This window comes from Actinoallomurus acaciae, assembly GCF_042429965.1.
In the GTDB taxonomy this organism is placed as follows: Bacteria; Actinomycetota; Actinomycetes; order Streptosporangiales; family Streptosporangiaceae; genus Actinoallomurus; species Actinoallomurus acaciae.
In genome coordinates this window covers 1-13,153 of record NZ_JBHLZP010000213.1, presented here as the reverse complement: position 1 = coordinate 13,153, position 13,153 = coordinate 1, and the positions used below count along the sequence as shown (strand labels likewise).

General features: G+C 71.5%; 10 protein-coding genes and 1 tRNA gene. 9 read left to right on the top strand and 2 right to left on the bottom strand.

Features of this window, described 5'->3' with window-relative positions; all coding sequences use genetic code 11:
• The 6 genes from ACFFNX_RS25820 to ACFFNX_RS25795 form a co-directional block, all read left to right on the top strand.
• Positions 1–255: hypothetical protein (locus ACFFNX_RS25820; RefSeq protein ID WP_378207427.1), on the top strand; the 255-nt coding region annotated here is incomplete at its 5' end.
• A 108-nt stretch (positions 256–363) separates the two neighbouring features.
• Complete coding sequence (locus ACFFNX_RS25815; protein WP_378207424.1) at positions 364–3,741, top strand: pyruvate carboxylase; 3,378 nt, start codon at positions 364–366, stop codon at positions 3,739–3,741.
• Between the two features lie 747 nt (positions 3,742–4,488).
• Positions 4,489–4,611 carry a hypothetical protein gene (locus ACFFNX_RS25810; protein WP_378207420.1) on the top strand — a complete coding sequence of 41 codons (123 nt, stop codon included), beginning with the start codon at positions 4,489–4,491 and terminating at the stop codon, positions 4,609–4,611.
• A gap of 295 nt (positions 4,612–4,906) precedes the next feature.
• Positions 4,907–5,170, top strand: coding sequence for a GlsB/YeaQ/YmgE family stress response membrane protein (locus tag ACFFNX_RS25805; protein ID WP_378207417.1), 264 nt, complete (start codon positions 4,907–4,909; stop codon positions 5,168–5,170).
• 1,534 nt (positions 5,171–6,704) lie between these two features.
• Entirely contained in the window at positions 6,705–7,712 is a 1,008-nt protein-coding gene (locus tag ACFFNX_RS25800; RefSeq protein WP_378207430.1) for an acyltransferase family protein, read from the top strand.
• Positions 7,713–7,800: 88 nt separating this feature from the next.
• Positions 7,801–8,802 (top strand): sulfotransferase family protein, encoded by a 1,002-nt coding sequence (locus tag ACFFNX_RS25795; protein WP_378207413.1) that lies wholly within the window; start codon positions 7,801–7,803, stop codon positions 8,800–8,802.
• A 274-nt stretch (positions 8,803–9,076) separates the two neighbouring features.
• On the opposite strand, the gene ACFFNX_RS25790 is transcribed toward ACFFNX_RS25795, so the two are convergent.
• Positions 9,077–9,152 (bottom strand) — tRNA-Leu (locus tag ACFFNX_RS25790).
• Between the two features lie 591 nt (positions 9,153–9,743).
• The gene (locus tag ACFFNX_RS25785; protein WP_378207410.1) at positions 9,744–10,307 is read right to left on the bottom strand and encodes an MSMEG_1061 family FMN-dependent PPOX-type flavoprotein; all 564 of its coding nucleotides are present in this window, start codon (positions 10,305–10,307) and stop codon (positions 9,744–9,746) included.
• A gap of 117 nt (positions 10,308–10,424) precedes the next feature.
• Here ACFFNX_RS25785 and ACFFNX_RS25780 point away from each other — a divergent pair, with 117 nt between their 5' ends.
• From ACFFNX_RS25780 to ACFFNX_RS25770, 3 genes are all read left to right on the top strand, one after another.
• Complete coding sequence (locus ACFFNX_RS25780; protein ID WP_378207407.1) at positions 10,425–11,297, top strand: ABC transporter ATP-binding protein; 873 nt, start codon at positions 10,425–10,427, stop codon at positions 11,295–11,297.
• A complete protein-coding gene (locus tag ACFFNX_RS25775; RefSeq protein WP_378207404.1) occupies positions 11,294–12,262 on the top strand; it encodes an ABC transporter substrate-binding protein in 969 nt (322 codons plus the stop codon). Before ACFFNX_RS25780 ends, ACFFNX_RS25775 begins: the two co-directional genes overlap by 4 nt.
• 4 nt (positions 12,263–12,266) lie before the next feature.
• Positions 12,267–13,153: iron chelate uptake ABC transporter family permease subunit (locus ACFFNX_RS25770; protein ID WP_378207401.1), on the top strand; the 887-nt coding region annotated here is incomplete at its 3' end.

Sequence of the window (13,153 nt, the reverse complement as noted above, 5' to 3'; positions counted from 1 at the left end):
CCGGCCGCCGCGCGGCTCCCGCTCATCGCCGGGCAGGCACCCGCGGTCGCGCCGGACCGGCTGCCCGCCGTCCGGCCGGTATCGCTGCGCACGAAGACCTCGCCGCTCGGCCTGGACGCGACCTCCTACCGTCTCCTGTGGACCCAGGTGGCCTGGCTCACGGCGCTGCTCGTCGGCATCTCCCTGCTGCTCACCCAGCTGCGGCTGAACCGCCGCCGGTCGGCCCGCCCGGCCGCCCGCCGCTCCCGCTCGTAGCCACCGCGGCCCCTCGGGCCTGCGGTCACGGTCCGCATCCATGGATAATCGACGTGGCCGGCGCCACGACGATGTGATGCGGGACTACGACCACCCTGAGGGAGCTTGATGTTCGGTAAGGTCCTGGTCGCCAACCGTGGCGAGATCGCGATACGGGCGTTCCGCGCCGCGTTCGAGCTGGGAATCTCCACCGTCGCCGTCTATCCGCACGAAGATCGCAACTCGCTGCACCGGGCCAAGGCGGACGAGTCGTACCAGATCGGCGCGCCCGGCCACCCGGTCCGTGCCTACCTCTCCGTCGACGAGGTGATCAAGGCTGCCCGTACGGCCGGCGCCGACGCGATCTATCCCGGGTACGGCTTCCTGTCCGAGAATCCCGAGCTGGCCGCCGCCTGCGACGAGGCGGGGATCACCTTCATCGGCCCGCCGGCCCCGGTGCTGAACCTGACCGGCAACAAGGCGCGGGCGGTCGCGGCGGCGCGCGAGGCCGGCATCCCGGTGCTGCGCTCCTCCGAGCCCTCCACGGACGTGGACACGCTGCTGGCCGCCGCCGAGGACATCGGCTTCCCGGTGTTCGTCAAGGCCGTCGCCGGCGGTGGCGGGCGCGGCATGCGGCGGGTCGCCGAGCCGGCCGACCTGCGAGAGTCGATCGACGCGGCGATGCGCGAGGCCGCGTCCGCGTTCGGCGACGCGACGGTCTTCCTGGAGCAGGCCGTGGTCAACCCGCGCCACATCGAGGTGCAGATCCTCGCCGACGCCGACGGCAACGTCGTGCACCTGTACGAGCGTGACTGCTCGATGCAGCGGCGGCACCAGAAGGTCATCGAGATCGCGCCCGCCCCGAACCTCGACCCGGACCTGCGGATGCGCATCTGCGCCGACGCCGTCGCCTTCGCCCGCCACATCGGCTACGTCAACGCGGGCACCGTGGAGTTCCTCCTCGACGAGCGCGGCCGGCACGTGTTCATCGAGATGAACCCGCGCATTCAGGTGGAGCACACGGTGACCGAGCAGGTCACCGACCGCGACCTGGTCATCGCCCAGATGCGCATCGCCTCGGGCATGACCCTGCCCGAGCTGCGGCTGACCCAGGACGTGATCACGCTGTCGGGCGCGGCCCTGCAGTGCCGCATCACCACCGAGGACCCGGCCAACGGCTTCCGCCCCGACAAGGGCACCATCTCGGCGTACCGCTCGCCCGGCGGCCCCGGCGTGCGCCTCGACGGCGGCACCGTGCACACCGGCGCCGAGGTCTCCGCGCACTTCGACTCGATGCTGGTCAAGCTCACCTGCCACGGGCACGACTTCACCAACGCCGCCCGGCGGGCGCGCCGCGCGATCGCCGAGTTCCGCATCCGCGGCGTGGCCACGAACCTGCCCTTCCTCGGCGCCGTGCTCGACGACCCCGACTTCCGCGCCGGGCGGATCACCACCGCCTTCATCGACGACCGGCCGGACCTGGTGCACGCCCGGCCCTCGGCCGACCGCGGCAGCCGCGTCCTGCGTCACCTGGCCGAGACGACCGTCAACCGGCCTCACGGACCGCGCCCGGTCGTGGTCGAGCCCGCGGACAAGCTGCCCGCGGTGTCCGTGGCGGACGCGCCGCCGGACGGCTCGCGGCAGCGGCTCGCCGCCCTCGGGCCGGAGGGGTTCGCGGCCGATCTGCGGGCCCGGTCCGCGGTCGCGGTCACCGACACGACGTTCCGCGACGCCCACCAGTCGCTGCTGGCGACGCGGGTACGGACCCGCGACCTGCTCGCGGTCGCCCCGCACATCGCCCGTACGGCGCCGGAGCTGCTCAGCCTGGAGTGCTGGGGCGGCGCGACGTACGACGTGGCGCTGCGGTTCCTGGCCGAGGATCCCTGGGAGCGGCTCGCCGCGCTGCGCGAAGCGGTGCCGAACATCTGCACGCAGATGCTGCTGCGCGGCCGCAACACCGTCGGCTACACGCCGTACCCGACGGAGGTCACCGACGCGTTCGTGGCCGAGGCAGCGGCGACCGGGATGGACATCTTCCGGATCTTCGACGCGCTCAACGACGTGGCGCAGATGCGCCCGGCGATCGAGGCCGTACGCGCCACCGGCACCGCCGTCGCCGAGGTGGCGCTCTGCTACACCGGTGACCTGTCCGACCCGTCCGAGACGCTCTACACGCTGGACTACTACCTGCGGCTCGCCGAGGAGATCGTCGAGGCGGGCGCGCACATCCTGGCGATCAAGGACATGGCGGGGCTGCTGCGGCCGCCGGCCGCCCGCGCCCTCGTGACCGCGCTGCGGTCGCGGTTCGACCTGCCGGTCCACCTGCACACCCACGACACCGCCGGCGGGCAGCTCGCCACCCTGATCACCGCGATCGACGCCGGGGTGGACGCCGTGGACGCGGCGGTCGCCTCGATGGCCGGGACGACCTCGCAGCCCTCACTGTCTGCGCTGGTCGCGGCCACCGACCACACCCCGCGGGCGAGCGGCCTGTCGTTGCAGGCCGTCGGCGACCTGGAACCGTACTGGGAGGCCGTGCGCAAGGTGTACGCGCCGTTCGAGTCGGGGCTGGCCTCGCCGACCGGACGCGTCTACCACCACGAGATCCCCGGCGGGCAGCTGTCGAACCTGCGGCAGCAGGCCATCGCGCTCGGCCTCGGCGACCGGTTCGAGCTGATCGAGGACTGCTATGCCGCGGCCGACCGGATGCTCGGCCGCCTGGTCAAGGTGACGCCGTCCTCCAAGGTCGTCGGTGACCTGGCCCTGCACCTGGTCGGGGCGGGCGTCACCGCGGCCGACTTCGAGTCCGACCCGGCCAAGTTCGACGTGCCGGACTCGGTGATCGGCTTCCTGCGCGGCGAACTCGGCGTCCCGCCGGGTGGCTGGCCGGAGCCGTTCCGTACGCGGGCGCTCGAAGGCCGCCCGCCCGCCGCCGAGGTGACCGCCCTGAGCGAGGACGATCTCCAGGGGCTGCGCGAGTCGCGCCGCGCCACGCTGAACCGGCTGCTCTTCCCGGGGCCGGCGAAGGAGTTCGCCCGGCGGCGCGAGACGTACGGCGACACGTCGGTGCTGTCGTCGAAGGACTTCTTCTACGGCCTAGAACCCGACACGGAGCACACCGTGACGCTGGAGCACGGCGTCTCGCTGCTGATCGAGCTGGAGGCGATCTCCGAGGCCGACGAGCGCGGCTACCGGACGGTGCTGACGACGCTGAACGGCCAGCTGCGCCCGGTCCGCGTACGTGACGAGTCCATCGCCACCGACGTCAAGGCGGCCGAGAAGGCCGAGCGCGGCAACGACCGGCACGTCGCGGCGCCGTTCGCCGGCGTCGTGACGTTGCAGGTGGAGGAGGGCGCGGCGGTGTCGGCCGGGCAGACGGTGGCCACCATCGAGGCGATGAAGATGGAGGCCTCCATCACCGCCCAGCGCGACGGCACGGTCCGCCGGCTGGCGGTCGGCGCGGTGCAGCAGGTCGAGGGCGGAGACCTGCTCATCGAGCTCGGCTGAACTCCCCGGCGTGTCACCTCGGCCGGGCCCCGACGGGGCCCGGCCGGTGATCCGCCATGGAACTGCCACTTCGCCGAGTTGGCGACGGCCTTCGCGGCGGTGGCCGACGTCGCCGGGAAGGGCTGACCGGTCGTCTCCCGGCGGCGCTTGTCCGTTATCGAGTCTCCGGGCGTCTCGCCGCGTGTTCGAGATGCGCGTCCCGCTGGTGCGGTAGCCGTCTCCGGTCGTGAGCTCCTTCGGTCCGCCTTACCGAAAGAGCCGCTTGGCGTCCTGTTCGTCGTAGGAGCCCGTGCTGGATCCGGCCGCCGCTGATGGTCCGCGCGACCATCGGCGCGGAGATGACGGCGCCGCCGACCACGATGGCGATCTTTGTCGCCGGGCTGCTGCCTCCGTGGCGGCCTTGGCGCTGAGCCACTCGAACGCGCGGCATCCGCGGGTTCCAGGCTCAGGCCGATGCCCCAAGAGGCCGGGCGGTGCGGCGACACCACCTCGACGGTCTTCACCCGGGTCGCGGTCATGCCGTCAGTGGCGATCCGGTAGCGGATCCGGCGGTCGCCACTCAGCGTCCCGCCTCCGGATATGAGCCCGGCGTCTCCGCCTCCGGGCATGAGCTCAGCGTCCCCGCCTCGGGGCATGAGCCCGGTGTCCCCGCCTCGGAGCATGAGCCCGGTGTCTCCCTCCCGGGTATGAGCCCGGTGTCTCCCTCCCGGGTATGAGCCCGGCGTCCGGCGTCTCCGCCCTCACCTGGTGGAACCGGATCGGCGTCTTCAGCGGGTCGGCGGCACTCGTGGCGGAACCGTGTCGGTCGAGGAGCAGTACCGCCGCGACCGCTCCGACCAGCACCACCGCCGCCCCGGCGACGATGAGTGAGACCGGTGCGCCCTGGCCACGCTGCCCGGGGGCGGTGTTCCCGCCGTACGGCGGCGGTCCCGTCGGCATGCCCGGCTCTGGCGGACCGACCGGACCCGGCGGTCGGGGCGTTTGGGTGGTTCGGGTGGGAAGGTCACATGCCTTGTCTGGGTTCCGGGGAGACCGCGGGTTCGGCATCGGGAAGGCGCGGCCCGGTTACGCCCCGTAAGTCGGATTCGGCGGCGAGTTTTGGCTTAGAGCGGGAGATCGCGGGCAGAACCGCTGCGCGTCTTATGAACGAGAGGAAGCCCCCGATATGCACGTTGTTGGAATCTTCACCGCGATCATCATCGGCTTGGTCATCGGCGCCCTGGGCCGGCTGGTCGTGCCGGGCCGGCAGCCGATCCCGATCTGGCTGACCATCGTCATCGGCATCGTCGCCGCGTTGGTCGGCACCGCCATCGCGGGCGCGGCCGGTGTGGCCGACACCAGCGGAATCGACTGGATCGAACTGGCGATCCAGGTCGTACTGGCGGCGGTGGGCGTCGTGGCGGCCACCCGGGTCTATGCCCGAAGATGAGCCGACCGGCCAGAGCCCGGCCCCCGAGCCCGGCCCTGACCGCGACCCGGCGGACGACGACGGCCGTGGCCCTGCTCCGGGCCACGGCCGCCCGCTGCCCGGAAGGCCCCGAGCCGCCGAACGCTCGCCCCGCCCGGGCCCCACGGAACCGGGCGGCTTACCGGGGAGGGAAACGGACCGCCCCGCGAGCGATGGCGAACCGGCCGCCGGCCAAGGGGTGATCGGATGTGGTGCCGATTCTCAGGCTGATCCCAGCCCGGTCTCATCCCCCGGTGATGGAGTGGCCGACGGTGGTACTCGCGGTGCCGCCGGAAGCGGCGGCGGAAAGGGTGACGTTCGTGAGGGCGGAAGTGGTCCGGTGACAAGTCATGAGACGACGAACGACGATGGCGCCCCGGAGGCGGGACACGAAACCGAGCCACCCACACCGGAAGGCGAAGACAACGCCCCGCTGACGAACGCCACCCCGCCCCCAGGCGACGAACGCGCGACCGGCATCACCCGACAACCCCCGCCGCGCCCGGGTGAATCGGAGGAGTGGCCGGAGCCGCTCCCAACGACGGATGGTGGACCGAAGACTGACGATCGCCCGGCAACGGACGGTGAGTCGGAGGGCAGGGCCCGGTCGCGTGGAGTGGGAGAGGGGCTGGAGGGGGCCCCAACGGCGGATGGTGGACCGAAGACTGACGGCCGCCCGGCAACGGACGGTGAGTCGGAGAGCACGGCCCGGCCGCGTGGAGTGGGGGAGCCGTCGGAGACGTTCCCGGGGGTGGGTGGTGAGCCTGCTTACGGTGGTTCGGCGGCTGGCGGTGGGGCGGAGCGCTCGGCGTGGTCGCGTGGAGCAGGGGAAGGGTCGGAGGCGATTTCGGCAGGTGGTGGGGCTGCCGCGTACGGCGGTTCGGGTGCCGGTGGTCGCTCTGTGACGGGTGGCTCGGCGGCCGACGGTCGTTCGGCGGCGGGTGGTGAGTCGGACGGCACGGCTCGGCCGCGTCCGGTGGGGGAGGCGTTCCCGGCCGGGGATGGTGGGTCGGGGGCCTATGGCGGTTCGGGCGGCGGTGGGGCTGCGGGGGACGACGGGCAGGCGGCCTATCGAGGTCGTGATGGCTCTTTCGATGGTTCCGGTGAGTGTGGTCCGCAGGGCTCTCGTCGTGACGGTGGGGCCAATGCCCGAGGTCGCGCCGTCGGTGAACAGGGCGTGGTCGCGGGTGGTGAGGATTCCGCGGCGGGTCGTGGCGAGCGGCTCGGCGGGCGGGAGGCCGCGCTCGGTGGTGGGCGGAGTGCTCTGCTGGAGCCGAGGCGTCCCCCCGAGGTGACTCCCGGCGCGGACGTGGGCCCTGGCTCCGGTGGCCGAGGCGGATCCAGCCCGGCGCCTGGCCGAGATGACCGTGGCGTGGCGGGGGACGGCGGGCTTCGCGGTCCCGGTGGCGTCGGTGAGAGCGCCGGCCGTACGGACGGGCCCGTGGTGCCGGAGCCGGCACCGGGCAGTGGTGGTACGGATCCCGCCGTACCGGATAAATCAGGTAATGCCGATAGAATTACCCGAAAAGCGCCGACCGCTAGAGATCCCTACTTCGACAACGCGAAGTTTCTCGCGGTCGCTCTGGTCGTCGTCGGGCATGCCTGGGAACCGTTGCGCAGTGCGGCCGTCGGCGGGCGAATTCTCGGGGCGGGGCAGTCGTTCATCTATGCCTTCCATCTCCCCGTATTCATCGTCATGTGCGGATACTTCTCCCGCGGATTCAGTCGCTCCCGCAACCGTACGCGCAAGCTCGTCGCCGCCATCGTCGTTCCGTACGTCCTGTTCAGTGCCGTCTACGTCGTCTACACCGAGTTTCTCGCGGGGCGGCACATGAGCTGGGATCCGCTCGAGCCGTACTACCTGACCTGGTTCCTGCCCGCCCTGCTCGCCTGGCGGCTCTCGGTGCCGCTCTGGCAGCAGTTGAGGTTCCCGGTCGCGATCGCGCTGGCCGTCGCGATCTGGCTGTTCGCCGGGCTCGTCACCCTGCCCAGCATGCTCGACGCGGTTCAGGTGCTGTCGTTCCTGCCGTTCTTCGTGCTCGGGCTGATCCTCGGGCCGCGCCACTTCGCCCTGCTCAGACGGCCGGCGGTGCGTGTCGCGGGGGTGCTGACGCTCGTCGCCGGGGCGGTGGCGGCGTACGTGCTGGAGAGCAGCCTCGACCCCGAGTGGGTGCACTGGCGGCGCAGCTTCGCCGAACTCGGCGTCGGTGCCCCCTCGGGCGTCGGCTTCCGCGTCGTCGCGCTGGTCGCGGCGGCCCTCCTCACGGCGGCCTTCCTGGCCGTGGTCCCGGCTCGCCGTACGTGGTTCAGCCGGCTCGGCGCCGCCTCCATGTACGCCTACCTGCTCCACGGGTTCGTCACGCTCTTCCTGTCCTACCAGGACTGGTACTACCGCATCTCCGGATGGCAGGTGCCGGCGGTGACGATCGGCTGCGTCCTGCTGGCCGTGGTGCTCATGACCGATCCCGTACGAAAAGTGTTCCGCTGGGCGGTCGAGCCGCGGCTTGAGTGGTTGTTCCGGTAAATCTGCACTAAACCAATCGGAGATAAAAGAAAACAGCTTCTCGGTAAATTCTCAACCAACTCTCAGTAATTTTTTTTACTGTGGGCCGATGACCCAGCCGGAGCGGCCCATCTTCGTCATCGGTTGTCCACGGTCCGGAACGACCATGCTGCAACTGATGCTGCACGCCCACCCGCGCATCGCCATCCCGCCCGAGACGCGGTTCCTGATGGCCGCGTACGACGCGCGCTCCGACTTCGGCGACCTCGGCATACCGGCGAACCGCCTGGCGCTCGCGCGCTGGATCGTCGACCGCAGGCAGACCCGCTTCGCGGACCTGGGCCTGGACGGGCAGCGGATCATCGAGCAGATCGTCGCCGGGCCGCCGACACTCGGCTCCGCGCTCGGCATCGTGCTGCGCGCGTACGCGGCGAGGTTCGGCAAGCCCCGGTGGGGCGACAAGCGGCCCGGCTACTTCCAGCGCGTCTCCACGCTGAGGCGCCTGTTCCCCGACGCGCAGATCGTCCAGCTCATCCGCGACGGCCGCGACTGCGTCGCGTCGCTGAAGGAGATGGACTGGTACAAACAGGACTCCTTCCATGCGCTCGCGACCTGGGTGGAGTCGATCGAGGCGGGGGACCGGGCGGCGCGGTCACTCGGCCCGGAGGCCTACCACCGGCTCTACTACGAACGTCTGATCAGCGACCCGGCCACCGAGCTCAAGGCGCTGTGCGAATTCCTCGGCGAGGACTACGACCCGGCGATGTCCGAGCCGGGCCGGGTGGCCGCCGTCGCCGTACCCGGCCGGAAGGTCTGGCACGACCGTACCCACGAACAGGTCACCACCACCCGCGCCGGCACGTGGCGCACGCGCCTGACGGCGGAAGAGATCGCGCTGTGCGAGAGTGTGGCCGGCGACCTGCTGCGCGAGCACGGTTACGAGGTCGACGGCGGGGCCCGGCCGGACCGCGGCGACCACGCGCACTACCGACGGGTCGCGGCCCACCGCCGACTGGCGGCACGCAAGCGCGAGTTGCGTGACTTCGTCCATCGGCGCACCGAGCCCGGCGAGGTGGCCTACCGGTCCCCGTCTTCTCCCGCATCCGATTGAATCGCGAGTTTCTCCGGGCGCAATGGCCGGTCGAAAGCAGCCGCGGTGCGGCAATGAAAGACCCATTCGGGGCGCCGGAATTCGATGCGGGCAATAGCCGATACATCCGGCCCGACCGTTGACTGTATAAGAAAGAGTGTCAGGGCGCGAGCCGCATCTTGTCCGGTAACGGCCCGGCTGGCGCGGGCCCTGCCGTACGGCCTGGTCGTCGCCTTGCTCCAGGATGGAGACCTACCGCGACCTGGTCCGGGCGACGCCGGCGTTGGTGCTGGGGTACCCCGGGTGGGATTCGAACCCACACTTCGCGGATTTTAAGTCCGCTGCCTCCGTCCAATTTGGGCTACCGGGGCATGTCGATCCGGTCACGGACCGGCCGGGCGGGCGTTGGAGACGTCGGCGTTACCCGCCCGAGCGCGCCGATCACTCGGCCGCATCGGTGCGCGACGTTCGGCGCCGGAGCCCCGGCCCGTCCCGTGCGGAGACGGTGATTTCCGCCATGCCGGTACCCCCTTCGGCCGCCGTCGTCGCCCGCCGCTCGTTTACGCCTGCCTTGCAATCTATTTCGGCAATTGCTCCGCGTCATCCCCCTAATTCGTTAGAGCAGGCATTAGAGATGCTTAAAGGGCAGTCTTTAGCCGCATATCAGCAGCGCCGAAAAGAGGGCACGTTCACCGGACCTTGTGGCGCGCCGGGCGATGCCGCAGCGGACTGTCCGGCGGGGCGGGCATGGGCCGTACCCCGGGTCATCGACGCTGATCTGGCCCGTGATCGCGCTGGGGTCGGACGCGGGAGGCCCGCGGTCGGCCGAGCCCGGCCTGTCCGATGACCTCGCGAGCCGCGGATGCGGGCGGAGAGCCGCGTCGTACGCCGCAGGGACGTCGGATGAGAACCCCGGCGGCGGGCCACCGCGGGAGTTCCCGGCTCGCACCCCGAGCGTACGGTCAGGTCGCGTCCGCGGTCTCGGGGCGGGGCGCGCTTCGGTGACGGCCCTGGCTCTTGATGAGCTCTCCCGTCGTCGGGACGATCTCGGCGGCGGGCCAGTTCTCCGGTTCCCACAGGGAGGCCCGTTTCAGCGACTGCCCGCAGTGCAGGAACAACTCCTCGACCTCGACCACGACGCCCAGCGGAGCGGAGACGAACGGCGGGTCGCCGAACACGGAGGCGCGGCCGTTCACCCGGAGGGTCTCGGTCTTGCCCGGGATGACGAAGAGCATGCCCACCTGCGGGCGCTGGAGGATGTTGCGGAGGCTGTCCAGGCGGCGATTGCCCGGACGGTCCGGGAACGCCAGGCGGCGTTCGTCCAGGACGACCACGCCGCCCGCGGGTTCGCCCCGGGGTGAGACGTCCATCGTGCCATCCGCGGACGCCGTCGCCAGCAGGAAGAACGTGGACGCGGCGAGAAAGCGCCGGGACTGATCGTCGATCACCGGGATGGCCTTGTCGCGCATCGCCGGATGAGGGGGCTCGACGATCTGCCTCAGCTCCGTCTCGTTGCGGATTCTCATCCCGTCACGCCTCTCGTGGGTCCCTGCCGGCCATGGGGCCGGCGCCGTACACCGCGGCCGACGCCGAGGCTCCCTTTAGGTTAGGCTAACCTTACTTTGTGACATTTGGGGATGAACGTGACTTTTGGGGTTGACGCCGCCGGGGCCCGGCGCCTGCGCGGCCACGAGCTGTCCGCCGGAGACATGACCGTGTCGTACGGCGACACCGAGGTCGTGCACGGCGCCGCCATCGTGATCAGGCCGGGCGAGGTGGTCGCGCTGGTGGGCCCGAACGGCAGCGGCAAGACGACGCTGCTGCGAACGCTCGCACGTCTTCAGCGCGCCCGGAGCGGCACGCTCGCGATCGACGCGGGTACCGGCACGGCCCTGGACGGTCTCGCCCTCGATCTCCGCCGGTTCGCGCGTCACGTGGCGCTGCTGACGCAGGGGCGCTCCGTGCCGAGCGGCCTGACCGTCCGTGACGTCGTGGAGTTCGGCCGCTACCCGTACCGCGGCCGGTGGGGCGGGCGGGATCCCGACGGTGCCGCCGCGACGGCGCACGCGCTCGCCATGACGGGCGTCGGCCATCTCGCCGAACGAGAGGTCGACCACCTCTCCGGCGGGCAGCTCCAGCGCGTGTGGCTGGCGAGCTGCCTCGCGCAGGAGACCGGCGTGCTCCTGCTCGACGAACCGACGACCTACCTCGACCTGCGCTACCAGGTCGAGCTGCTCGACCTGATCCGCGACCTGGCCGACGACCACCGCATCGCGGTCGGCGTCGTCCTCCACGACCTCGACCAGGCGGCCGCCGTGGCCGACAGGATCGCCCTGTTCGACGCCGGACGCATCGTCGCCGAAGGAACGCCCGAAGACGTGTTGACGGCGGAGCGTCTGTCCGAGACGTACGGCATCCGCATCGACGTCGACACCGACCCCGTGACCGGACGGCTCCGCACCCGCGCGATCGGCCGTCACCACACCCGACACGAAAGGTCCTCCTCCCCCTCATGAGACGCCTTCTCGCCGCCGTCGCCACCGCGGTCGCGGTCCTCGCGACCGCCTGCGGTACGACCCAGCCCCCGTCCACCGGCGCGAACCCCGCTCCCTCCCAGATCACGCTGACCGACGCCAGTGGCGCGAGCCTCCACCTCGACCGTCCCGCCACGAAGGTGGTCGGGACCGAGTGGAACGTCGTGGACGACCTCATCACGCTCGGCGTCGCCCCGGTCGGCGTCGCGGACGTCAAGGGATACAAGGCGTGGGCGTCGGCGGTCCCGCTGAAGAACGCCCCGAAGGACATCGGCATGCGCGACCAGCCGAGCATGGACACGATCGCCTCTCTCGCGCCGGACCTGATCATCGCGACCACGGACCTGCCCTCCTCGGCGGTCAAGCAGATGCGGAAGGTCGCCCCGGTCCTCCTGCTGGAATCCGCCAAGGCATCGGACCAGATCGGGCTGATGACGAAGAGCCTCGACCTCATCGCCCAGGCCACGGGACGGACGAAGCAGGCCCAGGCCGCCGAGAACGCCTTCGAGGCGAAGGTCGCCGCGGGAAAGAAGGCCATCGAGGGCGCGGGCCGTACGGGGGCGAAGGTCGCCTTCGCCGACGGCTACGTCGCCTCGAACCAGGTGACGATCCGCCCGTACACCAAGGGCTCCCTCATCGGCGCGGTCAACGAGAGACTCGGACTCCAGAACGCCTGGACGGTCAAGGGCGACAAGAAGTACGGGCTCGGGGCCACCGACGTCGAGGGGCTCACCACACTCGGGGACGTCCAGTTCGCCTACATCGCCAACGACGGCGACGGGGGCGACCCGTTCGCCCGCGACCTCGCCAAGAACTCCGTCTGGAAGGGGCTGCCCTTCGTCAAGGCCGGCCACGTGCACCGGCTGCCCGAGGGCATCTGGATGTTCGGCGGACCGGCGTCCATGGAGGCCTACATCGACGGCATCGTCGGCGCACTGACGAAGTAGCGCCATGACCGTCACCACGAAGACCGAGCCCGCCGGCGGAGACGCCACCGTGCCCACTCCGCCGGCGGCCTCCGCGGCGGGCTCCGTCGCGGTGGCGGCCGCGCTCACGGCTCTCGTCCTGGCCCTCGGCGTCGTCGACATCACCCAGGGGACGGCCGCCGTCGGCGCGGCCGATGTGTGGAAGGCGTTCACGGGCCACGCCGACCCGGGCGGCACGTCCGTCGTGATCGCGTCGCGCCTGCCGAGGATGGCCGCCGGTGTCCTCGTCGGCGCCACCCTCGGGATCGCGGGCTTCGTTCTCCAAGCGATCAGCCGTAACGTCCTCGCCTCCCCCGACACGCTCGCGGTGAACGCCGGTGCGTACCTGGCGCTCGCGACACTCGCCGTCACGGGCGCGTCCTTCCCGCTGGTGGCCTCGTCGGGGGTCGCCTTCGCGGGTGGTCTCGTGGCGGCGGCCGTGGTGCTGGCGCTGTCCGGGCTCGGCGCGGGTACGGTACGCCTCATCCTCGCCGGGAGCGCGCTCGCCCTCGGCCTCGGTTCCGTGACCGACGCGCTGCTCGTCCTGTTCCCCGAGCGGACGCAGGGCCTCTACCGGTGGGGGCAGGGTGGCATCGGCCAGAACGGCTTCGGCGGCGTGGCCCAGATGGCACCCCTCGCCCTTCTCGGCCTCATGGGGCTGCTCCTCATCGCCCGCCGCACCGACGCCCTGGCCCTCGGCGACGACGCGGCCCGCGGTCTGGGCGTCCCGGTCCGCGGCACTCGCGTCACGGCGGTCGTGTTCGCGACGCTGCTCTCCGCGGCGGCGGTGACACTCGCCGGGCCGATCGGCTTCGTCGGCCTGTGCGCGCCGCAGATCGTCCGCGCCCTCGCACGGCGGTTCCGCGCGTTCGC

Coding starts and splice junctions, on each gene's coding strand:
- ACFFNX_RS25815 (WP_378207424.1), top strand. CDS start 364: ATGTTCGGTAAGGTCCTGGTCGCCAACCGTGGCGAGATCGCGATACGG.
- ACFFNX_RS25805 (WP_378207417.1), top strand. CDS start 4,907: ATGCACGTTGTTGGAATCTTCACCGCGATCATCATCGGCTTGGTCATC.
- ACFFNX_RS25795 (WP_378207413.1), top strand. CDS start 7,801: ATGACCCAGCCGGAGCGGCCCATCTTCGTCATCGGTTGTCCACGGTCC.
- ACFFNX_RS25785 (WP_378207410.1), bottom strand. CDS start 10,307: ATGAGAATCCGCAACGAGACGGAGCTGAGGCAGATCGTCGAGCCCCCT.
- ACFFNX_RS25775 (WP_378207404.1), top strand. CDS start 11,294: ATGAGACGCCTTCTCGCCGCCGTCGCCACCGCGGTCGCGGTCCTCGCG.